Annotated in this window: 25 protein-coding genes; 4 read left to right on the top strand and 21 right to left on the bottom strand. The window is 67.1% G+C overall.

What is annotated here, in order from left to right; translation table 11 throughout:
- Window positions 1-46: 46 nt before the first annotated feature.
- The 7 genes from gatA to A5779_RS11615 form a co-directional block, all read right to left on the bottom strand.
- Window positions 47-1,528 (bottom strand): Asp-tRNA(Asn)/Glu-tRNA(Gln) amidotransferase subunit GatA, encoded by a 1,482-nt coding sequence (gatA, locus tag A5779_RS11585; RefSeq protein WP_064881987.1) that lies wholly within the window; start codon window positions 1,526-1,528, stop codon window positions 47-49.
- 5 nt (window positions 1,529-1,533) lie between these two features.
- The gene (gene gatC / locus A5779_RS11590) at window positions 1,534-1,833 is read right to left on the bottom strand and encodes an Asp-tRNA(Asn)/Glu-tRNA(Gln) amidotransferase subunit GatC (RefSeq protein ID WP_064881926.1); all 300 of its coding nucleotides are present in this window, start codon (window positions 1,831-1,833) and stop codon (window positions 1,534-1,536) included.
- Window positions 1,834-1,898: 65 nt separating this feature from the next.
- Window positions 1,899-2,471, bottom strand: a complete 573-nt coding sequence (locus A5779_RS11595; RefSeq protein WP_131811635.1) for a hypothetical protein — start codon at window positions 2,469-2,471, stop codon at window positions 1,899-1,901.
- Window positions 2,472-2,577: 106 nt separating this feature from the next.
- Complete coding sequence (locus tag A5779_RS11600) at window positions 2,578-3,405, bottom strand: DUF3824 domain-containing protein (protein ID WP_131811636.1); 828 nt, start codon at window positions 3,403-3,405, stop codon at window positions 2,578-2,580.
- 39 nt (window positions 3,406-3,444) lie between these two features.
- On the bottom strand, window positions 3,445-4,167 hold the full coding sequence (locus tag A5779_RS11605) for a DUF4190 domain-containing protein (protein ID WP_064881929.1): 723 nt from the start codon (window positions 4,165-4,167) through the stop codon (window positions 3,445-3,447).
- Between the two features lies 1 nt (window position 4,168).
- Entirely contained in the window at window positions 4,169-4,990 is an 822-nt protein-coding gene (locus A5779_RS11610; RefSeq protein ID WP_131811637.1) for a hypothetical protein, read from the bottom strand.
- 19 nt (window positions 4,991-5,009) lie between these two features.
- Window positions 5,010-5,777, bottom strand: a complete 768-nt coding sequence (locus tag A5779_RS11615) for a DUF4190 domain-containing protein (protein ID WP_064881932.1) — start codon at window positions 5,775-5,777, stop codon at window positions 5,010-5,012.
- 170 nt (window positions 5,778-5,947) lie between these two features.
- Here A5779_RS11615 and A5779_RS11620 point away from each other — a divergent pair, with 170 nt between their 5' ends.
- Window positions 5,948-6,616: an ACT domain-containing protein gene (locus A5779_RS11620; protein ID WP_207549066.1), complete on the top strand. Its 669-nt coding sequence runs from the start codon at window positions 5,948-5,950 to the stop codon at window positions 6,614-6,616.
- 6 nt (window positions 6,617-6,622) lie between these two features.
- Here A5779_RS11620 and ligA read toward each other — a convergent pair whose 3' ends face one another.
- Together ligA and A5779_RS11630 are read right to left on the bottom strand one after the other, a co-directional pair.
- Window positions 6,623-8,743, bottom strand: a complete 2,121-nt coding sequence (ligA, locus tag A5779_RS11625; protein WP_064881934.1) for an NAD-dependent DNA ligase LigA — start codon at window positions 8,741-8,743, stop codon at window positions 6,623-6,625.
- Between the two features lie 31 nt (window positions 8,744-8,774).
- The gene (locus tag A5779_RS11630; RefSeq protein WP_064881992.1) at window positions 8,775-9,365 is read right to left on the bottom strand and encodes a class I SAM-dependent methyltransferase; all 591 of its coding nucleotides are present in this window, start codon (window positions 9,363-9,365) and stop codon (window positions 8,775-8,777) included.
- A 94-nt stretch (window positions 9,366-9,459) separates the two neighbouring features.
- Between A5779_RS11630 and A5779_RS11635 the strand changes: the two genes are divergently transcribed.
- Entirely contained in the window at window positions 9,460-9,861 is a 402-nt protein-coding gene (locus A5779_RS11635) for an MmcQ/YjbR family DNA-binding protein (RefSeq protein WP_064881937.1), read from the top strand.
- A 12-nt stretch (window positions 9,862-9,873) separates the two neighbouring features.
- The gene (locus tag A5779_RS11640) at window positions 9,874-11,448 is read left to right on the top strand and encodes a 4-coumarate--CoA ligase family protein (RefSeq protein ID WP_064881938.1); all 1,575 of its coding nucleotides are present in this window, start codon (window positions 9,874-9,876) and stop codon (window positions 11,446-11,448) included.
- A 75-nt stretch (window positions 11,449-11,523) separates the two neighbouring features.
- Here A5779_RS11640 and A5779_RS11645 read toward each other — a convergent pair whose 3' ends face one another.
- The 12 genes from A5779_RS11645 to A5779_RS11700 form a co-directional block, all read right to left on the bottom strand.
- Window positions 11,524-11,847, bottom strand: a complete 324-nt coding sequence (locus A5779_RS11645) for an ArsR/SmtB family transcription factor (RefSeq protein WP_064881940.1) — start codon at window positions 11,845-11,847, stop codon at window positions 11,524-11,526.
- Window positions 11,844-12,338 (bottom strand): SRPBCC family protein, encoded by a 495-nt coding sequence (locus tag A5779_RS11650; protein WP_064881942.1) that lies wholly within the window; start codon window positions 12,336-12,338, stop codon window positions 11,844-11,846. Before A5779_RS11650 ends, A5779_RS11645 begins: the two co-directional genes overlap by 4 nt.
- Window positions 12,339-12,407: 69 nt before the next feature.
- Window positions 12,408-13,418: a uroporphyrinogen decarboxylase/cobalamine-independent methonine synthase family protein gene (locus A5779_RS11655; protein WP_064881944.1), complete on the bottom strand. Its 1,011-nt coding sequence runs from the start codon at window positions 13,416-13,418 to the stop codon at window positions 12,408-12,410.
- A complete protein-coding gene (mnmA, locus tag A5779_RS11660) occupies window positions 13,415-14,485 on the bottom strand; it encodes a tRNA 2-thiouridine(34) synthase MnmA (protein WP_064881946.1) in 1,071 nt (356 codons plus the stop codon). The genes A5779_RS11655 and mnmA overlap by 4 nt, the downstream gene beginning before the upstream one ends.
- A complete protein-coding gene (locus A5779_RS11665) occupies window positions 14,482-15,696 on the bottom strand; it encodes a cysteine desulfurase family protein (protein ID WP_064881948.1) in 1,215 nt (404 codons plus the stop codon). The genes mnmA and A5779_RS11665 overlap by 4 nt, the downstream gene beginning before the upstream one ends.
- Window positions 15,697-15,743: 47 nt before the next feature.
- Window positions 15,744-16,586 carry a lysophospholipid acyltransferase family protein gene (locus A5779_RS11670; RefSeq protein ID WP_064881949.1) on the bottom strand — a complete coding sequence of 281 codons (843 nt, stop codon included), beginning with the start codon at window positions 16,584-16,586 and terminating at the stop codon, window positions 15,744-15,746.
- Window positions 16,583-17,431 carry a GNAT family N-acetyltransferase gene (locus tag A5779_RS11675; RefSeq protein ID WP_064881951.1) on the bottom strand — a complete coding sequence of 283 codons (849 nt, stop codon included), beginning with the start codon at window positions 17,429-17,431 and terminating at the stop codon, window positions 16,583-16,585. Before A5779_RS11675 ends, A5779_RS11670 begins: the two co-directional genes overlap by 4 nt.
- 86 nt (window positions 17,432-17,517) lie before the next feature.
- Complete coding sequence (locus tag A5779_RS11680) at window positions 17,518-18,177, bottom strand: nitroreductase (protein WP_064881952.1); 660 nt, start codon at window positions 18,175-18,177, stop codon at window positions 17,518-17,520.
- Window positions 18,177-18,587, bottom strand: coding sequence for a cupin domain-containing protein (locus A5779_RS11685; RefSeq protein ID WP_064881955.1), 411 nt, complete (start codon window positions 18,585-18,587; stop codon window positions 18,177-18,179). The genes A5779_RS11680 and A5779_RS11685 overlap by 1 nt, the downstream gene beginning before the upstream one ends.
- A 1-nt stretch (window position 18,588) precedes the next feature.
- Window positions 18,589-19,332 (bottom strand): SDR family oxidoreductase, encoded by a 744-nt coding sequence (locus tag A5779_RS11690; RefSeq protein WP_064881957.1) that lies wholly within the window; start codon window positions 19,330-19,332, stop codon window positions 18,589-18,591.
- A gap of 288 nt (window positions 19,333-19,620) precedes the next feature.
- On the bottom strand, window positions 19,621-20,577 hold the full coding sequence (locus A5779_RS11695) for an electron transfer flavoprotein subunit alpha/FixB family protein (RefSeq protein ID WP_064881960.1): 957 nt from the start codon (window positions 20,575-20,577) through the stop codon (window positions 19,621-19,623).
- Window positions 20,578-20,599: 22 nt separating this feature from the next.
- Complete coding sequence (locus tag A5779_RS11700; RefSeq protein ID WP_055112679.1) at window positions 20,600-21,391, bottom strand: electron transfer flavoprotein subunit beta/FixA family protein; 792 nt, start codon at window positions 21,389-21,391, stop codon at window positions 20,600-20,602.
- Between the two features lie 228 nt (window positions 21,392-21,619).
- On the opposite strand from A5779_RS11700, the gene A5779_RS11705 reads away from it, so the two are divergent.
- Window positions 21,620-22,393 carry a class I SAM-dependent methyltransferase gene (locus A5779_RS11705; RefSeq protein ID WP_064881962.1) on the top strand — a complete coding sequence of 258 codons (774 nt, stop codon included), beginning with the start codon at window positions 21,620-21,622 and terminating at the stop codon, window positions 22,391-22,393.
- Window positions 22,394-22,403 lie beyond the last annotated feature (10 nt).

A 22,403-nucleotide genomic window follows, 5' to 3' on the forward strand; every position in this document is an offset into this window, starting at 1 on the left:
ACGAGACACACGATTTTCATGTGACTCTGCGTCTGCTCGCCGGGAATTACAGAGCGCTGGGCAACGGGCCGCGGGCGGCCTCGTAGGCCGCGCCGACGCGGTACAGCCGGTCATCGGCCAGGGCCGGCGCCATGATCTGCAGACCGACCGGCAGGCCGTCGTCGGGCGACAGCCCCGAGGGCACCGACATGCCACAGTGCCCGGCCAGGTTCAACGGCAACGTGCACAGGTCGAACAGGTACATGGCCAACGGATCGTCGACCTTCTCCCCCAGCCGGAATGCAGTGGTCGGCGTCGCCGGGGACACCAGGACGTCCACGCTCTGGTAAGCCTGCTCCAGGTCGCGGGCGATCAGGGTCCGCACCTTCTGCGCCTGGTTGTAGTAGGCGTCGTAGTAGCCCGCCGACAACGCGTAGGTACCGATCATGATCCGGCGCTTGACCTCCGGCCCGAACCCGGCGGCCCGGGTCAACGCCATGACCTCCTCGGCGCTGTGCGTGCCGTCATCACCGACCCGCAGCCCGAATCGCATCGCGTCGAACCGTGCCAGGTTGCTCGACACCTCCGACGGCAGGATGAGGTAGTAGGCGTCCATCGCATGGTCGAAGTGCGGGCAGTCGACCTCGCTGACCTCGGCGCCGAGCGCGGTCAGTTGGGCGACTGCGGCATTGAACGACTCCAGCACGCCGGGCTGGTAACCCTCGCCCCGCAACTGCTTGACAACACCGACACGCACGCCCTTGAGATCGCCTGCCGCACCGGCCCGGGCGGCACCGACCACATCGGGCACCGGGGCGTCGACGGAGGTGGAATCGCGGGGATCGTGGCCGGCGATCACCTGATGCAGCAGCGCGGTGTCGAGCACCGTGCGCGCACACGGACCGCCCTGATCCAGCGACGACGCGCAGGCGATCAGGCCGTAGCGTGAGACCGTGCCGTATGTCGGCTTGACGCCGACGGTCGCGGTCAGCGCGGCCGGCTGACGGATCGATCCGCCGGTGTCGGTGCCGATCGCCAGCGGAGCCTGGTACGCGGCCAGTGCCGCAGCGCTACCGCCGCCCGACCCGCCGGGTACCCGCTCGGTGTTCCACGGGTTACGGGTCGGTCCGTAGGCCGAATTCTCGGTCGACGATCCCATGGCGAATTCGTCCATGTTCGTCTTGCCGAGGATCGGGATGCCCGCTGCGCGCAGCTTGGCGGTGACGGTCGCGTCGTACGGTGCGCGCCAGCCTTCGAGGATCTTGGATCCCGCGGTGGTCGGCATGTCGGTGGCGGTGAAGACGTCCTTGAGCGCCAGCGGAACCCCGGCCAGCGGCGAGGGCAGCGTCTCGCCCGCGGCCACGGCCGCGTCGATCCGGGCCGCGGTGGCGAGCGCCGAATCGGCCGCCACATGCAGAAAGGCATTGAATCGCTCGTCGGTCTCGGCAATCTGGTCCAGGTGGGCCCGGGTCACCTCGGTCGAGGAGACCTCCTTGGCCGCGATCTGGGCACCCAGGGTCGCCGCATCGCGACGGGTCAGCTCACTCATGCTCGTCATTCACCCTCTCCGAGAATCCGCGGCACGGCGAAGCGGCCGTCTTCGGCGCGCGGCGCCGCGGCCAGCGCCTCCTCCTGCGTCAGGCACGGCTCGACGACGTCAGGGCGGCTGACATTCACGTCCTTCAGCGGGTTGCCCGTCGCCTCCACGCCGGTGACGTCGACGGACTGGATCTGGCTGACATGGCCGAGGATGGCATCCAGCTGGCCGGCGAAACTGTCCAGTTCGTCGTCGGTCAGCGCCAGACGCGCCAGACGCGCCAGATGGGCAACCTCGTCTCGGGAGATCTTCGACACGACAAAGCAGCCTAGTCAAAGCACCAGAGGTGTCATACAGCGGCAGCACCCGCCGCTGTGTGGCGCTAGAGCGTGCGCGTGACCGCCACGACTTTGAATGTCGCCGACTTCATTTTTTCAACAGTCGATTTGTCATGGACCGAGCCGAACGCAGTTCGTTTCTGGATGGCATGCGGCCCAAGGAGAGCTCCTGCACCCGAGTCCGTGGCGATCTGGACGCCACTGCTGTCGAATGCACCGAGCGTCACGAAGAAGCTGCGTGTCCGGTCAGTTTTATTGGTCAGCGTAAGGGACAACTTGGGTGATCCGGACGGGGTGACGGAGACCTCGCCGAAATCGACCTGCAGCTCATTCGCGAGAACGTCTTCGAGGTTTTCATTCATGAACTCCTCGCCACCGAGCTCAGCAGAGGGACCTGCCGCATCGGACTTGGTTGTCGGCGTCGTGAGTGCCGGTGCCACGAGCATGACAACGCTGACCGCGACCGCGAGTGCGGATATCACCGTGCCCGTAACGGCCGGTAGCGGGTGGGCCGCGGCAGTGCGGAGCAGGGCGACGATGCCTGCGGCAACGCCGATACCGGCCACGACGGTGGCCGCCGGAACCAGTGAGAACAACGCCAGCGCCATGCCGATCAATCCGGCGATGGTCGCGGCAGCCGACCACAGGTGCGGTGTGCTGCCACCGGAGCTCGGACCTGTGGGTGCCGCGGGAATCGGTGTGGCGGTGTACATCGTCTACCTCTCAGAGACCTGGTGTCGTGACATCGATAACCCGGAAGTTGGCGCCCTTGAGCTCGTCGGCTCGTTCCTTGCTCACCGGCCCGGTGAACATCTCGATGTCTTGCGAAGCACCCGGAACCAAATGCAAGACAGTCCGGTCGGCCTGGACCTGATTGTTGGAGTCGCCCTCATAGGCTCCGATCGACAACGAGAATTGTCCGCCGGTTGCCGACCTACTCGTCACCTTCACCTTCAACCGGTTGTTCACGACTCGATCCGCGTAGCCGTCGGAGGCGGGTTGGAACTCAAACTCATAGTTACCGATTTCGACGTCAAGGCCGTCGCCGGCCGCTGATACGACCTCGGACCCGCCGTAGACGAACCCCATACCGATCACGATGGCGATGGCGATGGCGGACAAACCGCCGCCGAGAACCGATGGAAGCACCGATTCGTCGTGTACGCGTTCCCGCCGCAGCCATCCGATGGCGGCGGCAATGATCCCGAAGACACCGGCAACCGCACCCACCCAGCCCGCCGGTGGCGGCGCGAAGGCCAGTCCTATTCCGCAGGCGCCGACCACCAGGGAGACCAGCGGCCACCTTCGCCGCCATCCGGTCCCGGCGCTCCGCGCACGGGGCACTGCGCCGTACCCGGCCATCGGGACTCCGTAATCCGGGGTCAACTGCGGTGCCCCACCGCCGTACATAGATGGGGGTGGGGCGTAACCCCACGATGGACCACCACCGGAATTCGGGGCCCCGGGCGTGGGTGGGAACTGTTGCCCGCCAAAGCCACCCGCCGACGGCGGATAGTCGGGCGGAGTGCCCCACGGATCTGGTCCGGTCATCGGATCGGCTCCCCACAGTGCATGAACGTCTCGTCTCGGCTATTTCGGTTCACGGGAACTCGCCTCGATCACTCGGAAGGTCGCGTTCTTGATCTGGTCGTAGTCCACGGGACTCTTGGAACCGTCAAAAGCCTTGGTTTTCTTCGTCTGTCCAGCGTTCAGCGTTTCCTCGATCGAAGACGTCGCCAATTGGGTGGTTCCTTCGAAGGCCCCGATCAGCACATAGAACGTCCGTGCTTCTGTCAGGCGATTCGTCACGGTGACCGACAACTCACCTTTCCCGCTCGACATCACAAAGTCTCCGACTGCCACCTCGAGCTGGTCGGCGAGCACGTTTTGTGTGTTCGCTCGGTCTGCTCGCGGGGCCGCCGTCTGCGCTGGGGGCGTCTCGACCCCATCGCCCGAACCTGAATAGACGAGGGTCATGACGATGCCCATGATGAGGGCGAGCGCCGAGGTGGCAGTGCCGATCGCAGCAAGAGTCGGCCCGTCGGTTCCCCGTCGTACCAGAGCAACGATTCCGACTGTCAGTCCGGCGATACCGGCCACCGACGCAACCAACCCGACGTAATAGGGCACAAACGCCAGTAGTAGTGCACCGACACCCACGATCACCGAAATGATCGCGAGTACCGATGTGGCACCGTGGGTTTGCTGCGGAGCGGGCGATACCGGTTGGCCGGTTTGTCCGAGGATGTTCGGCGGATGCGCGCCGAATCCGCTTCCGAATTCAGGCGGTTGCCCGCCGAATGGTCCCGTCACGTCAGACCTCCCTGCTCCGGGCGGCGACGACCTTGAACTCTGCCGACTTGAGCTTCTCGGCGACTGCAGGATCGGTTTCGAAAGTGAAGTACTCCACCGTGGTGGTGGCGTCGCCTTCCAACGTCCCAGGATTTCCGCCCTTACTGAAGAAGGTGCCACCAATCTGGGTGCGCTCGTCGACGAATGCTCCGATGTCGACCCCGAAGTCGCGAGCAGTGCTCGTCTTGTTATGGAACGTGACCGGTATTTTGTTGCTCCACACCTTGTTAGCGCCGCCGTCGAGCGTGTACTCGAACGCCCCGAACGTGACGTCGAGTTCGTCGCGCAAGACAGTGTTGGTCGCGCCACTCTCATCCGCCCCTGCTGACGAGGCGGGTGAGCTCCCGCTGGGCGAATTGACGTGAACCAGAACGGAACTCACCGTAAGAACAACGGCAACACCCGCGGCCACCACACCGGAAATCGCCAGTGCCGGAACCTGTTCCCGATCGCGACCAGCCTGGCGTATACCGACGATCCCCGCAGCAAGACCCGCCAAGCCGATGACGGCCCCGATCAGGCCGAGCCAGAACGGGGCGTCGCTGTAGAACGGGACCAACACGAGTGCTACGCCGATGATTCCGATCACCACGGACAGGATCGGCCACAGCGCACCGGCCGAGTCGGCTCGCGGCGACAACGGCTGACCGATCGGCGGCGGTGCTGCCAACCCAGCATCGGGATACCCGTGCTGTTGTCCATGGGCCTGGCCACCCGCCGCGAACGGATCACCGAACGGCGAATCGAACCCGCCGCCAGGCGGTTGCTGCCCGAAACCGGTCATCGCATATCCCTCCACATGCTCAGTAAGGCGAGCAACTTGCCTTGGTCACTTCGAATGTCCCGGTCCGCAACCGATCTGCGTCCTCGCGTTTGATGCTGCTCTGGCCCAGACTGAAGATGTTCTCGCGAGCGGTGGTTCCAGGATTGAGCCTCATGTCCAGCAGGTATCCACCCCGGATCTCGGCTCCCGCACCGTCGACCGCCCGTACGGTGAAGCGGCACGTGCGGGGGATGTCGCGCTTGCTGACCACCGTCATCTCGGCCACCGGATCCCGCACAATAAAGTCGCCGCCGTCGTCGCTGTACGGGCCGAAGCTGACGTCGACTTCGTCTTTGAGGACCGATTGGATGTCGTAGTTGTTCTCCGGGATCACCGTCGCCGGGGCCAACTTCTTCGAGGTCGTTGTCGTGGGGGCTGCGGATGCCGGTGCCGGTGCCGGCGTCCGATACACGATGAAGAACATCACCGCGGCAAGGGCCATCGCGAGCACCGACACCACGATTCCGGTGATCGCGCTGCCCGCGCCGCGCCCCTCGCGCTGTGCTGCCTGCAGGCCCAAGACGCCCGCGACGATGCCGAAGATCCCGACGGGTATCGCCACAAATCCGATACCGGCGGGAAAGAGCGCGACAGCCAAGGCGCAGATCCCGACGACCAACGCAATCAAGGGCCAACGGGAACCCGCCGCCGGTGGTGGCTGCGAGGTATCCGGCGGTGTACCGAACGGCTGCAATGGGCTTCCGAATGTGCCGTTGTCGGCGGGCCAACCGCTTCCCCACTGCGTCATCGCGCGACGAGCCCCCCGATCACGGTGAAAGTTACCTGTGAACACCCCTGCGCGAGCATCGTAACCGGGCCTGGCCTGGGGAGCTGACACCAATTTCCCCTCGGCTCGGCCCGCGTCGCGACGTCGCCCGGCGGCCTACCGGCATGCCCCGAGACTCCCCCTGTGCAACAGTGATGCGTGTGCCTTCGTATCTGCTCCGGGTCCAGCTAGAGGACCGACCAGGCAGCCTCGGCTCGCTCGCCGTGGCGCTCGGGTCGGTCGGCGCCGACATCCTGTCCCTCGACGTCGTCGAGCGTGGAACCGGCTACGCCATCGACGATCTGGTCGTCGACCTGCCGCAGGGTTCGATGCCCGACAGCTTGATCACCGCCGCCGAAAACCTGTCCGGCGTCTATGTCGACAGCATCCGGCCCCATACCGGGCTGCTGGAGGCGCACCGCGAACTTGAATTGATCGACCACGTCGCGGCGGCCCGTTCGAAGGCACAGCGGCTGCAGGTGCTCGCCGAAGAAGCGCCACGAGTTCTGCGGGTCGGCTGGTGCACGGTGGTCCGGTCCAATGGTGACGCAGTGGAACGGGTCGCCGCGAGCCACGGCGCACCCGAGACCCAGGCACAGTCGGCGCCGTGGCTGCCGTTGGAAAGGGCTTCGACGCTCAACGGCACCGAGCCATGGGTGCCACAGGTCTGGAGTGACATGGACACCACGCTGGCCGCCGCGCCACTGGGCGACCACAACACCGCGATCCTGTTGGGCCGCCCAGGTGGTCCGGGTTTCCGGCCGTCGGAGGTGGCGCGGTTGGGTTACCTGGCCGGGATCGTCGCGACGATCCTGCGCTGAACCGGACTAACCTTCGTCGGCCGTGGCCTCGTCGGCGGCCGGCGGACCTTCCGCGAGCAGCGTGCGGAAGCCGTCCTCGTCCAGGATCGGGACCCCGAGTTCGACGGCCTTGTCGTACTTGGATCCGGGCGCGTCCCCGGCGACCACGTACGCGGTTTTCTTCGACACCGAGCTGGCGGCCTTGCCGCCGCGGCTGATGATGGCCTCCTTGGCCTCGTCGCGGGAGAACCCGGGCAGTGAGCCCGTCACCACGATCGACAGGCCTTCCAGCGTGCGCTCGATGCTCGCGTCGCGCTCGTCGGCCATCCGGACCCCGGCGTCACGCCACTTGTCGACGATGGCGCGGTGCCAGTCGACGGTGAACCAGTCGACTACCGCGGCGGCGATGGTCGGGCCCACGCCTTCCACCGCGGCGAGCTGTTCCTCGGAGGCCGCGACGATGGCGTCGAGGCTGGCGAACTCCGTGGCCAATGCACGTGCGGCGGTGGGACCGACATGTCGGATCGACAAGGCCACCAGCACCCGCCACAACGGCTGGGCCTTGGCCTTGTCGAGATTGGCCAGCAGGCGCTTGCCGTTGGCCGACAGTTCGCCGGCCTTCGTGGTGAACAGCTCGGTGCGCAGCAACTGGTCGGCGGTCAAAGTAAAGAGATCGCCCTCGTCGGCGATCACCCCGGCCTGCAACAGCGCGGTGGCGGCCTCGTAGCCGAGCCCCTCGATGTCGAACGCGCCGCGGCCCGCGACGTGAAACACCCTCTCCCGCAACTGCGCCGGGCAACTGCGGGTGTTCGGGCAGCGGATGTCGGCGTCGCCCTCCTTGGCCGGGGCCAACACGGTGCCGCATTCGGGGCAATTGGTCGGCATGACGAACGCATGCTCGGATCCGTCCCGCAGGTCGACCACCGGGCCGAGCACCTCGGGGATGACGTCGCCGGCCTTGCGGATCACCACGGTGTCGCCGATCAGCACGCCCTTGCGCTGAACTTCGGTCGCGTTGTGCAGTGTGGCCAACCCGACAGTTGAGCCGGCCACCTTGACAGGCTCCATGTAGGCGAACGGTGTGACCCGGCCGGTCCGCCCCACGCTCACCCGGATGTCGAGCAGCTTCGTGGTGGCCTCTTCCGGTGGGTATTTGTAGGCCACCGCCCAGCGAGGGGCGCGCGAGGTCGATCCGAGCCGACGTTGCAGCGCCACCTCGTCGACCTTGACGACCAGGCCGTCGATCTCGTGGTCGACGTCGTGGCGGTGCTCGCCCCAGTACGCGATCCGCTCGGCGACCGCGGCGACTCCGGACACCTTGGCCGTGTGTGCGGACACCGGCAGGCCCCACTGGCCCAGCGCCCGGTAGGCGTCGTGCAACGACGCAGGGCTGAAGCCTTCGGTATGGCCCAACCCGTGACAGATCATCCGCAACCGGCGGCGCGCCGTGACCGCAGGATTCTTCTGGCGCAGCGAGCCCGCTGCACTGTTTCGCGGGTTGGCGAAGGGCGGCTTACCCTCGGCGACCAATCCGGCGTTGAGCTCCTCGAAGTCGGCGACCCGGAAGAACACCTCGCCACGTACTTCCAGCACTGCGGGCACCGGGAACTCGTCGGAGGCCCTCAGCTGCTCGGGGATGTCGGTGATGGTGCGGGCGTTGAGTGTCACGTCCTCACCGCTGCGCCCGTCACCGCGGGTGGCGGCCCGAACCAGCCGCCCATTGCGGTAGACGAGTGCGAGCGCGACGCCGTCGATCTTGAGTTCGCACAGGTAGTGCGCGGCATCGCCCGTCTCCCCGCTGATCCGGGCTGCCCAGGCCGACAGCTCGTCGGAATCGAACACGTTGTCCAGGGACAGCATCCGTTCGAGGTGCTCGGCCGGGGCGAATTCGGTGGCGAACCCGGCGCCACCGACCAGCTGGGTCGGGGAATCGGGTGTTCGCAGCTCGGGGTGGTCGGATTCCAGCGCCTGCAGCTCCCGCAGCATGGTGTCGAATTCGGCGTCCGAGACGATCGGCGCATCCTTGACGTAGTAGCGGAACTGGTGACCACGCACCTCGTCGGCAAGCTCCTGCCAACGCCGTCGCAGGTCGGCATCGGGCTGTTCGGGCAGCACGGCGTCGGTATCCACGGGCGGCTTCTCACTCACCCTGAGCAGGCTAGTCGAGTGCGCCGACAGCTCAGGGCAGCGGCAACCGGCGGAACCTCACGATGTCGTGCCAGCGGTTCCCGGTGGCATCGCAGAACTCGAAGTCATCGGCTTCCACCAGCTCACGTAGCTCGGCCACACTCAGGCGGTCCGGGTCAGGGAACCCTTCCCGGAATATCAGCAGCGCACCGGGTTTGAGGATCCGGTGCAAGGACCGGATGCACCCTCGCCTGTCCGAAATCTCACCGAACGACGAAGCCAGGAATGCCACGTCGAAACTGTCGTCATAGAACGGGAGCTCTCCGTCGGCATCGCCCATGTGGAAGCTGACGTTGTAGCACTCGGCGCGGTCCAGGGCGCTGCGGGATTTATCCAGCATCTCCAGTTGAATGTCCAACAGGTCCAGCCGGCCCCGGGGCAGGTTGCGGGCGATCGCGACGCTGAAATATCCGGGGCCCGGCCCGATTTCGAGCACCCGCTCGAACCCGGTCAGCTCGAGCCGTTTGACTGCACGGTCGTCATCGCCGCTGAGTCGCCGCAACGGATTGTTCAAGAAGTAGGCAGCCCGATGGGGATACGGATACCTACCCGTCCGGCGGGTTTGCCGGGTCAGGGAATCCAACCAAGTCGTGGGCATGTCCACCTTCCTACTCGATAAGGCAAGGCTAGCCTAACAATCAATTCTGGAAGTCCTCACCTACCGCTACCCTGTCGACATGCCGCACCCGATCATGTTCAGCGACGACGACTTGGGCCTGGCCGAACTCCGCACCGTTGCCCTGGGATTTCCCGAGGCCTTCGAGAAGGTTTCGTGGGGCCGTCCGGTGTTCTGCGCGCCGAGGATGTTCGCCATGTACGGCGGGAACGTCAAACCCGAGAGCCGCGGCGAGATGGTGCCGTATCCGCATTCACTGCTGATCAAGGTGGACGAGAGCGACCGCCGGGCGCTCGAACAGGACAGCCGCTTCTTCTTTCCGGCCTACATGGGCCCCTTCGGCTGGCTCGGTCTGGACTTCACTGCGGCGAAGGTGGATTGGAGCGAGGTCCGCGAACTCATCGACGCCTCGTTCCGCCTGGTCGCCTCACGCCGCCTCATCAAACAACTCGACGAGAACTGATCGGAAACAGCCATGAGTTTCGCCAGCCCATTCCCCGACGTCGACCTGCCGGCCGTCAGCGTCTACGACTACCTGTTCGCCGACATGTCACCGGCCGACGCGGACCGGATCGCCTTGGTGGATGCCAAGTCCGGTACCGAAACCAGCTACGGCGATCTGGTCAGCCGGATCGACGCATTCGCCGGCGGGTTGGCGGCCCGCGGGATCGGTGTCGGTGACGTGGTGGCACTGCTGTCCCCCAACAGTTCGGATTTCGCGATCGCGTTCCACGGCATCCTGCGCGCCGGGGCCACCGCCACCACCGTCAACGCACTGTTCACGGCACGGGACATCACCAAGCAGCTCAAGGATTCGAAGGCCCGCCTGCTGGTCACGGTGAGCGCGCTGCAACCCCAGGCCCTTGAGGGAGCACTGGGAGCCGGCCTCACCGAGGACCAGGTGGTGGTACTCGACGGCGCCGGACTCGGCGCCGACGGCCCGGCGCCCGAGGTGAGCTTCGATCCGGCCACCCATCTCGCGGCGCTCCCCTACAGCTCGGGCACGACGGCCAACCCCAAGGGTGTCATGCTCACCCACGCCAACCTGACCGCCAACGTCGCTCAGATCCGCCCGTTGCAGGGTTTGACCTCCGATGACCGGCTGTTGGCCGTGCTGCCGTTCTTCCACATCTACGGCATGACGGTGCTGCTCAACGCCGCCCTGCATGCGCGCGCCCAACTGGTCATCATGCCGTCGTTCGATCTCGGCGAATTTCTGGGCAACATCGCGAACCGCCGGTGCACCTTCGTCTACATCGCCCCGCCGGTGGCCGTCGCACTGGCCAAGCACCCGCTGGTCGATTCCTACGACCTGTCCTCGTTGCGGGCCGTCCTCTCCGGTGCGGCCTCCCTCGACGCCGATCTGGGTCGCGCGGTCGCAGATCGATTGAGCTGCACGGTGTCTCAGGGCTACGGCATGAGCGAGTTGAGTCCGGTCAGCCACATCACCCCGCACGACGGTGGACTGGCTGCGGTGGGCACGGTGGCTCCGCTCGACTCGTGCGGCTGGACCGTCCCCAACGGCGTGAGCAAGCTGGTCGACCCCGACACCGGTAAGGAAATCGACATCCCCGCAGAGGGTTTGAGCGAAACCGGCGAACTCTGGTTCAAGGGCCCCAACGTGATGGCCGGCTACCTCAACAACGAAGCAGCCACGCAGGAGACCATCGACGCCGACGGCTTCCTGCACACTGGAGATCTGGCGCAGGTCGATTCCGACGGCTGTGTCTACGTCGTCGACCGGCTGAAGGAACTCATCAAGTACAAGGGCTACCAGGTGCCGCCGGCCGAACTGGAGGCCGTGCTGCTGGGCCACCCCGGCATAGCCGATGCCGCGGTGATCGGGGTCCAGGACAAGGAATCCGGCGAGGAAGTGCCGAAAGCCTTTGTGGTCAAACAGCCTGCATCCGAATTGAGCGCCGACGAGGTGATGGCGTTCGTGGCCGGCCTGGTGGCTCCGTACAAGAAGGTGCGCCAGGTCGAATTCATCGACGCAATCCCCAAGTCGTCGGCCGGCAAGATCCTGCGCCGGGAACTCCGCGGCGGCTAGACCACTTTGTCACGCCAGAGTGGCACTCGGCATCGACAGCCACGCTGGCGTGACAACGGGCGTGCGAGACGTTCGCTACTCCTCGACGTAGGCCCGCAGGCGGTCGATCGCGCCGTCCCAGCGCTGCGACAGCGCTGTCAGGTAGTCGCTGGCCTGTACCAGCGGCTCGGGCTCGATCCGCCAGATTCGTTCGCGGCCCTTGCGGTCGCTGGTCACCAATCCCACCGCCTCCAGCAGCAGCAAGTGCTTGGTCGCAGCCTGGCGCGTCACCGGAATCACTTGCGTCAGTTGCACTGTCGAACAGGGCCCGCCCTCGCACAGGCGGGTGACGATGCGCAACCGGTTGGGATCGCCGAGCGCGTCGAACAGCGGTGCGCGGTCGGCGACGGCGCCTGTCACGCCGGCTCACCGAGTGCGAGGTATTTCCGCACCATCTCGGTCTGGTGGGCCCAGCCCTCGCTGTTGCCCTCGAAGGCCGACCTCCGCCGCGCCTCGGGGATCGCGTCGAATCCGGATTCGACGATGCGCAACAACACGCCGCCCTCGGATTCGGTCAAGGTGAACTCCACGAGCGTCGTGGGCGCCTCGGGCTCGCGGGAGCCCGGTTCGACGGCGTAGGGATGCCAGCGGTAAGCCAACCGGTGCGGCGCCTCCACCGCCACGATGTGCCAGGCGTCGGCCTCCCCGGCGTAGGGCTCCTGCATCGCGGCGACCTCCTCGTCGACCTCGGTCGGGGTCATCACCCCGTTGACCGATTTCCCGGCGACGAACGGCCCGTCGAAGCGCACGCCGAACCAGCGGCCGAACTCCTCCGAACTGCTGATGGCCCGCCAGACCCGGTCCAGCGACGCCTTGAGCAGAACTTCCTTTTCGATCCGGTCGGTACTCATATGCAACCTTTCAGTTGCTCCTCAGCGTAGGAGCATCCGCCATCACACGCAACCTTTTGGTTGCTTTTTTCAGATCGCGTCCGGATCTTCGGCGAAGGCATCCGCTGCCTTCTGCGCGAGTTCCACCGCGGTGCGCGCCCACTTCGCGGTGGCGCCGGCCAGCCCACAGGCCGGCGTGATGCCGATCCGGTCACGAAGGACCGGCCTGCCGAAACCGAGTCGATCCGTCAGCGCCGCGGCCGCCTTGGCGACCTCTTCGGCCGAGGGCCTGCCCTCGGGAGCTGTCGAGGGCACCACCCCGAGCAACACGGTCCGGCCCGAGTCGACGAACTCCCCGATTCCATCCAGATCAGCGGGCGTCAAGGTCGAAACATCGACCGAGACGGCGTGAACAGCACTGCGCAACAACGCCTTCCATGGCAGATCGGGCGCACAGCTGTGCAGCGCGACTTCCGACCCGGTCGCAGCCACGCACGCGTCGAGCAGGTTCATCGCCAGCGGCTCGTCCACCGGATGCACGGGGGTGAAACTCGTGACCCCGGACAGCCGCCCCGCCAGCGCAGCGGGCAGTGACGGCTCGTCCAACTGGACCACCACCGGGGTTTCCAACCGCCGGGCCACCTCGGCCCGGTGAACCGCCAAACCCTCGGAGAGGGACGCCGAAAGGTCCCGCAGCGCACCGTGATCGGTGATGGCGCGATGTCCGTTGGGCAGCTCCAGCTGAGCCGCCAGCGTGATCGGGCCCGAAGCCTGTACCTTCACCGCACGCCCACTACCCCGCAGTCCGGCGCGCTCCCACGCTTCCTCCAGCGCGTCGATGTCCTCACCGAGCAGGCTCACCGCTCGGCGCAGCGCAGCGCTACGCCCTGGGGCGATGCGGTACCCGCGCGGCACGGTGTCGATACCGATGTCGACCAGCAGGGCCCCGGCCCGACCGATCAGATCGGCACCGATCCCCCTGGCCGGCAGCTCTACGAGGTGCGACAGATTGTGCAGCTCACCTACGACGACCTCGGCTGCGGCCCGCGCCTCTGTCCCCGGCCAGGAACCGACACCGGTCGCTGTGGCGAAAACACTCACGCGCGTGCGATGGTCGCGCTGGCGATGACCTCGTCGCCCTCGGCATCGGGTCGGTACAGCACCACCGTCTGCCCGGGAGCGACGCCGCGCAGCGGCGCCCGCAGGGACAACACCAACCTGCCGTCGCACAGCTCGGCCACCGCGTCGGTGATGCCGCCGTGCGCGCGCACCTGGATCTGGCATTCCACCGGTCCGTCCAGCGGGGTCCCGCTGGTGAATACCGGCTTGTCGCCGAACAACTCCCGCACCTCGAGATCCTCGGCAGGTCCGACCCGCACCGTGCCCGTCTCGGCATCGATCGCGGTGACATACCGCGGCCGGCCATCGGCTCCCGGTCCCGGAATACCCAGGCCCTTGCGCTGGCCGATCGTGAAACCGTGCACGCCTTCGTGTTCGGCGAGCACCGTGCCGTCGTTGTCGAGCACCGCTCCGGGCCTGATGCCGATGCGGGCGCCCAGGAACGCCTGGGTGTCCCCCGCCGGAATGAAGCAGATGTCATGACTGTCCGGCTTTTTCGCGACCGCCAGGCCGCGCTCGGCGGCCTCGGCCCGGATCTGCGGCTTGGGCGTGTCACCGATCGGGAAGATCGCATGTGCCAACTGCTCGGCCGTCAGCACACCCAGTACGTAGGACTGGTCCTTGTCGGCATCGACGGCGCGCCGCAACCTGCCGTCGGCCAGCCGCGCGTAGTGACCGGTGGCCACCGCATCGAAACCGAGCGCCAGGGCCCGCGCCGCCAGCGCGGAGAACTTGATCCGCTCGTTGCACCGCACACAGGGGTTGGGGGTCTCGCCGCGGGCGTAGGACTCGACGAAGTCGTCGATCACGTCATCCTTGAAGCGGTCGGCGAAATCCCATACATAGAACGGGATGTCGAGGATGTCTGCCACCCGGCGGGCATCGCCCGCGTCTTCTTTGGAGCAGCATCCCCGCGATCCGGTGCGCAACGTGCCGGGCGCCGACGAGAGCGCCATGTGCACTCCGACGACATCGTGTCCGGCGTCGACCATGCGGGCTGCGGCCACCGAGGAATCCACGCCACCGCTCATTGCGACCAGGACTCTCATGAGAAGGTCCTCCCCGCACTGGCCAGTGCCGCCTGCCGGGCTCGCTCGACCGCCGCGGGCAGTACGTCCAGCACCGCATCGACGTCGGCGTCGGTGCTGGTGTGCCCCAACGAGAACCGCAGTGATCCTCGCGCGGTGGCCGGGTCGGCACCCATCGCGATCAGAACATGTGACGGCTGCGCCACGCCGGCTGTACACGCCGAGCCGGTGGAGCATTCGACGCCCTTGGCGTCGAGCAGCATCAGCAGCGAATCACCTTCGCAGCCACGGAAGGTGAAGTGTGTGTTGGCGGGCAACCGGCCGGCTCCGCGGGGCCCGTTCAGGTAGGTGTCCTCGATCATGGACAGCACGCCCTCGATCAGCCTGTCCCGCAACGCCTGCACCCGCGAGCTGTGGTCGGACAGCCCCCCGATCGCCACCTCGGCCGCCGCGGCCATCGCCACGGCACCGGCCACATCCGGGGTCCCGGAGCGTACGTCGCGCTCCTGACCGCCACCGTGCAGCAGCGACACGCAGGCGGTGTCCCGACGCAGGACCAGCGCGCCGATGCCCATCGGGCCGCCGAACTTGTGGGCGGCCACGCTCATGGCCGCCAATCCGGTCTCGCCGAAATCGACGGGGACCTGGCCGACGGCCTGAATGGCGTCGCTGTGCATCGGGATGTCGAACTCGGCCGCGATGGAAGCCAGTTCGGCGATCGGCATGATCGTGCCGACCTCGTTGTTGGCCCACATGATGCTGACCAGCGCAACGTCAGCGGGTCCGTCACCGGCCTCGAGCGCCGAGCGCAGTGACTCGGGTGTGACGACGCCCTCGGCGTCGACCGGGAGCCAGGTCACCTCGGCGTCCTCATGGTCGACGAGCCACTGCACGGCATCGAGAACCGCATGATGCTCGACGGCGGTCGTGACGATGCGGCGCCGCTTCGGCTCGGCATCGCGGCGGGCCCAGTAGATGCCCTTGACGGCCAGGTTGTCGCTCTCGGTGCCACCGGCGGTGAAGATCAACTCCGACGGCCGGCAGCCGAGCAGCCGGGCCAGCGTCTCGCGGGCCTCCTCCATCCGGCGCCGTGCCAGGCGCCCTGAACCGTGCAGCGAGGAGGCGTTGCCCACACTCGACAGCGCAGCCGTCATCGCGTCGATGGCGGCTGGGTGCATCGGGGTGGTGGCGGCGTGATCGAGATAGACCGGCCTGCCCGCGGAGGAGCTCATAACCTCTCCAGGATAGCCGCTGGCAGGCGACCCGCCCTCCAGCCGCCTCAGGCCACCAGAATGTGCGCGGGAGCTCCAGGAAGCTCCTGGTGGCCCCGCACCACTGCCTCGCAGCGTCCGGCCAGCACCCGCCGGTCTTCTCCGGGCAGCTGCAGCGACCCGACGTGGACATGGCACACCGTGCGACGCGCGGTGATGACCCGCCGCACCGACCGCAACAGGGTGTCCTCGCCCACGAAGGCCGGGATCGTCGACGGGCGGCCGTCGCGGTGACGGTAGTCCAGCCGCAGTGGCTGCACCGGGCGGGCCGCATCGATCGCGGCCTGGAACATCGCCGGCCGGAACGGTCCGTACGCCAGCCCGCACCAGGTGGTGCCCTCCGGGAAGGCCACCACGGTATGTCCGGCCCGCAGACGTTCGGCCACGGTGTCGACCACCGCGGGCAGCCGGCGCAGGCTGCCCCGGTCGATCGGGATCACCTTCATCACCCGGGCCAGCCGGCCCAGCGCGGGCCATTCCACCAGATCCGCACGGGCCACGAAGGAGCCGGGCAGCACCGACCCGACCGTGAAGATGTCCAGCCAGGACACGTGACCGGTGACCACGAGCACCCCTTGCAGATTACGAATAGGGCCGCCCGACAAGGCGATTCGCACCCCGAAGCAACGCAGCATCAGCCGACAGTAGAACCGCTGCAGGTGCCAGCGTCCGGGCATCGGCACTGCCAGCAGAACCGCCCCCGGGAACAGGACAACCGCCATGACAACCCGCACCGTGGTGCGTACCCACACCACGAGCCGCCTTCCGGCGTCTGCACCGTCTACGTGCACACAGCTGGAGTCACACGACGCCCTGGGCAGCCATGGGTGCTGGACGTTCGCGGCAGTCACGACGCGTCCCCGGCCACCCCGCCGGCCATGTCGGCGGCCGCCGAGACCGAGCGCAGGCGCTTGAGGTAGCGGACGTCCGCGCGGCGCTTGTCCAGTAGAGCCGGGAAATCCCCCACCCCGAAGTCGGGGTCGTGAGCAGGTTCCCCGCATACCTGCGCACCGAGCCGCAGATAGCCGCGCATCAGGGGCGGCACCGTGGTCCGCGACGGCGGGTCGATGTCGTCGAGTCCTCTGCCGTCGAGCACCACCGGCCGGTACGGGTACACGGTGTGCTCGGCGGGGGCCGCGTGGCGGCGCCGCACGAAGTCGCGGACTCCGCGGATCTGGGTTCCGGGCGGCCCGTCGGCGTTGCCTGCAACCGGAACCGATACGCAGCCGGTCACGTAGTCGTACCCGGAACGGTCGAGGTAGGCCAGGATGCCTGCCCACATCAGCAGGACGACGGCCCCGTTGCGGTGATCGGTGCGCACCACGGCGCGGCCCATCTCGACCAGGGACGGCCGCAGCGCGTCGAGACCGCGTACATCGAATTCGGTGGCGGTGTACAGCCCGCCCGCGGCGATGGCGCCCGGTGGCGGCAGCATCCGGTAGCAACCGACCAGCTCGCCGGTGCGGTCCTCCCGGACCAGCAGGTGGTCGCAGTGCTCGTCGAATCGGTCGGCGTCACGTCCATCGGTGGTCCCGGCCAGAGCGAACCCGGGTTCGGAGGTGAACACGTCGTGCCGGAGCCGCTGGGCGGCTTCGATGAGGTCGGGGTCGGCGGACAACAGCAGGGTGTAGCGCGGCGCATCGGGCGTCGCACTGTCGGCGTGATCAGCGGCGATGAGTACAGATGCAGTGCTCATACCGAGCACGGTCGCCCAGCCGGGTCTCCAGACGGCATCGCCCGTATGACATGTCTGTGAGCGCCAGGTGACGTTTTGTGCTGCGATCAGGCGTCGAGGAACACCACGTTCTCGGTGATCGGATCGCGGGGTGTGTCCAGGTGGTTGGCCGGAAAGTCCGGGTCGGCATAGCCGATCGACACCCCGCACAGGACCGTCAGCTCGTCGGGGATACCGAGTTGTTCACGCAGCACATCCGGATAGAACGAGATCGACACCTGCACGCAACTGCCGATACCCCGTTCGTTCAACGCCAACAGCAGGGTCTGCAGGAACATCCCGACGCCGAGCGCGTCGACGTTCGTGAAATCGCGATGCATGCAGACCACCCCGGCGACCGGGGCGTGGAAGAACTCCCAGTTTCGCCGCTGGGCCGCCCAGCGGCCCTCGGCGTCGTCGCGGGCGATCCCCATGGCTCCGTAGACCAGGGCGCCGCTCTCCCTGCGCCGGTGCGCGAACTGGGGCGGCAGGCCCGCGGAGCCGATCGCCGGCGGGGCCGCATCGACCGCGGTGAGCAGCGCGTCGACCAATCGGACGCGCTGCTCACCGGTGGCGAAGAAGACGTGCCAGGGCTGCGTGTTGGAGTTCGACGGTGCCCGCATCGCCAGCGCGAGTGCCTCGTCGAGCAGTTCTCGCGGAACGGGCTTGTCCGGCAAGAACATCCGTGACGACCGCCGCGACCGGACGACGTCTCCGAACTCGGCCATCAGCGCACTCGCCGGTCCTTGCGGGCCTCGAGTTCGTCGTCCTCGACGATGACGAGCATCGGTTCGCCGGGCACACACAGCATGTTGACGAGGAACCGCAGCGGAACGTCGTCGCGATTGTTGGCATCCGAGTAGTGGATGACGTCACCGCCGGGCTCCCAGAAGGCCTCCCCCGCCTTGACCACGCGCGGTGCCTCACCCTCCAACTCGAACAGCATCTCGCCCTCGAGGACGTAGCCGAAGGCAGGTCCGGCTGGGTGCCGGTGCGGCGGTGCGCCGGGTGAACCCGCCGGCCACTCGATGATCGTCGTCATCACTTCGGCGTTCGGCGGGATGAACGGCGGTGTCACGCTGGCAATCACGGTCATCGCATCGTGCAGGGCCTTTTCCTGCTCCGCGGTCACAGGCATGTCAGTGAGCCCCGCTCCATGCGGCCCAACGGGTTTCACCGAGAATCCCGTCGTCACCGGTGACCAGGCTGTTGTCGTCGACCGCGGTACCGAAGTACTTTGCCTGCGGATCGACCACGACCGGCTTGTCGTCGCCCTGCTTGGCAAGCACCGCACGCGCCATGTCGGCGAACGAGAATTTGTCGGGCCCACCGATGTTGACGATCCCGTTGAGCGGAGCGCCCTGAGCGACCTTCGCGACCTCACCGGCGACGTCGTCGACCGAGATCAGCTGGATCCGCGCATCGGGGACCCGCACCTCGTCACCCACCACCAGCGATCCCGTGATGGCCTCGGCGAACTCCTGGAACTGCGTGGCCCGCACGATCGAGTACGGCAGTCCGGATTCGGTGATGTTCTTCTCCTGGGCCACCTTGGCCCGCATGTAGCCGCTGTCCGGGAGTCCGTCGGTCCCCACGATCGACAACGCCACGTAGTGCCCGACACCGGTCTCCTTCGCGGCGGTCACCAGGTTGCGCGAGGACGTCGTGAAGAAGTCCAGCACCGGGCCGTCCTCGAACGAGGGCGAGTTGACCACGTCGACGAGTGCGTCGGCGCCGCTGAGAGCCTCAGCGAGGCCCTCGCCGGTGAGGACATTGGCGCCCGACGAAAGGGAGGCCGCGACCACGTCGTGTCCGGCTTCGGTGAGCAACCGCACCACCCGCGAGCCGATCTGCCCGCTGGCACCTATGACTGTGATTTTCATTGTGCGAATCCTTTTCTCTGGCGTGCTGACAGAACCAACACTGGCACCGCATGCCGAGATCCAAACCCTGGAAAGTCCGTAGTCGGTCGCCTGGCCCACCGCCGCCTTGTCACGCGAGAGTGGCTCTCGGGCTCGAGCGCCACTCCAGCGTGACACTCGGCACGCGTTGTGGGCGCCGATTGCGCCACACCGTTTCGCCAGACCGTTTCGCCACATCATTGCCCCCACACAGCACAGAACCCCGGCGCACCAGGTGCACCGGGGTTCTGCGTCGACAGCTTGGGGGAACTAGCCCTTACGCGCCTTGACCGCCTCGGTCAGCTGCGGGCTGACCTTGAACAGGTCACCGACGATGCCGAGGTCGGCGATCTCGAAGATCGGAGCTTCCTCGTCCTTGTTCACCGCGATGATCGTCTTCGACGTCTGCATGCCGGCACGGTGCTGGATCGCACCGGAGATGCCCAGCGCGATGTACAGCTGCGGCGACACGGTCTTACCGGTCTGGCCGACCTGGAACTGACCCGGGTAGTAACCCGAGTCGACCGCGGCACGGGAGGCACCCACGGCACCGCCCAGCGAGTCGGCCAGCTCCTCGACGACCGAGAAGCTCTCGGCGCTGCCGACACCACGGCCACCGGCGACCACAACGCTGGCCTCGGTGAGCTCGGGGCGGTCGCCGGCGACGGCGGGCTCGCGCTTGGTGATCTTGGTCGCGTTCTCGGCCTGGGCCGGGACCTCGACGTTGACGACCTCGCCGGCACCGTCGGCCGGGGCGGCCTCGACGGCACCCGGGCGCACCGTGATCACCGGGGTGTCACTGGTGACCTGGGCCTCGACGGTGAAGGCGCCACCGAAGATGCTGTGGACGCCCACTGCACCTTCGCGGACCTCGACGACGTCGACGAGCAGGCCCGAGCCGATACGCGCGGCCAGGCGGGCGGCAATTTCCTTGCCGTCTGCGGTGGCGGCGACGATCACGCCGGCAGGGGCGGCCGACTCGGCCAGCCCGGCGAGCACGTCGACGACGGGGGTGACCAGGTAGCTCTCCGCGTCGTCAGACTCGGCGACGTAGATCTTGGCCGCGCCGGCGGCCTTCAGGCCGTCGACCAGCGGAGCAGCGGTGCCGGGCTTGCCCACCACGACGGCGGCAGGCTCACCCAACGCGCGGGCGGCGGTGATGAGCTCGGCGCTGACCTTCTTCAATGCACCTTCGGAGTGCTCAGCGAGCACAAGTACTTCAGCCATGAGTTCTCGTTATGTCTTTCTGCTAGATCAGCTTTTGCGCGACCAGGTACTCGGCGATCTTGGTGCCGCCTTCGCCTTCGTCGGTCACCTTTTCACCGGCGGTCTTCGGCGGCTTCGGGGTCGAAGACAGCACCTTGGAACCGGCATTGGCAACGCCGACCTCATCGGCTTCCACGCCGATCTCGGCGAGGGTGAGCACGGTGACTTCCTTCTTCTTCGCGGCCATGATGCCCTTGAAGGAGGGGAAGCGGGGCTCGTTGATCTTCTCGTTGACGCTGACCACGGCCGGCAGCGAGGCCTCGAGGCTGAAGACGCCCTCGTCGGTCTCACGCTCGGCGGTGACCTTGCCGCCCTCGACGGTCAGCTTGCGCACGTGGGTGAGCTGCGGCAGACCGAGGTACTCGGCGATCACGGCCGGGACCGCTCCGCCGACACCGTCGGTGGCCTCGTTACCGGCGATGACCAGCTCGGTGCCCTCGATGGTGCCCAGCGCGCGGGCCAGGGCCCAGCCCGTCTGGATCACGTCCGAGCCGTGCAGGCCGTCGTCCTTGAGGTGCACAGCCTTGTCGGCACCCATCGACAGCGCCTTGCGGATCGCCTCGGTGGCGCGCTCCGGACCGGCGGTCAGCACGGTGACGGTGCTGTCTCCACCCTCACGCTCCTTGATCAACAGCGCCTCTTCCACGGCGCGCTCGTTGATCTCGTCGAGCACGGCGTCGGCAGCCTCGCGGTCGAGGGTGAAATCGCCGTCGGACAGCTTGCGCTCCGACCAAGTGTCTGGGACCTGTTTGATCAGGACCACGATGTTCGTCATGACTCTGGTTCGTCCTCCTCGATGAGACCGGTGGCCCGGGCTCATATCACGTTCTGAGCAACTAGCACCATGTTACCGGTCGGTAACTTTTAGTGGTTCGCAGGAACACCATAGCTGGTCGGAGTTTGTATTCCGGCCTCCCCTACCACACCTCCGGGGTGAGGGAACCGTTGGTCGAATCGCTACCGACCCTTCAACCTGGGTAAGCCTGGGTTAGCCTGCCTTCCAATGAGCGCATTCGTTGGCGATCCGGATCACGCCCTACCCCTGACCGGCGAGCGGACCATCCCCGGCCTGGCCGAGGAGAACTACTGGTTTCGCCGACATGAGGTGGTGTATCAGCGATTGGCCGGGCGGTGCGTCGATCGCGAGGTCCTCGAGGCGGGCTGCGGCGAGGGTTACGGAGCCGATCTGATCGCCGATGTGGCTCGCCGAGTCGTGGCACTGGATTACGACGAGGCGACCGTGGCACACGTGCGGGCCCGCTACCCCCGGGTCGACATCCAGCACGGCAACCTCGCCGAGCTGCCGCTGGCCGACGAGTCGGTGGACGTCGTGGTGAACTTCCAGGTGATCGAGCACCTCTGGGACCAGGCGCAGTTCGTCTCCGAATGCTTCCGAGTGCTGCGCCCGGGCGGCGTTTTCCTGGTGTCCACTCCCAACCGCATCACCTTCTCCCCCGGACGCGACACCCCGCTCAACCCGTTCCACACCCGTGAACTCAACGGCGCCGAGTTGACCGAGCTACTGCAGGACGCCGGATTCACGGTCGAGTCGATGCTCGGGGTCTTTCACGGTGCCGGGCTCGCCGAGCTCGACGCCCGGCACGGTGGCTCGATCATCGAGGCTCAGGTACAGCGCGCGGTGGCCGACGCGGAGTGGCCCGAGCAACTGCTCGCCGACGTCGCGGCGGTGAGCATCGACGATTTCGACCTGACCTCCGCCGACGAGCGCAACATCGACGACAGCCTCGATCTGGTGGCGATCGCGGTGCGGCCGTGACGTCGAATCC

This window comes from Mycolicibacterium peregrinum, assembly GCF_001665625.1.
GTDB lineage: Bacteria > Actinomycetota > Actinomycetes > Mycobacteriales > Mycobacteriaceae > Mycobacterium > Mycobacterium peregrinum_B.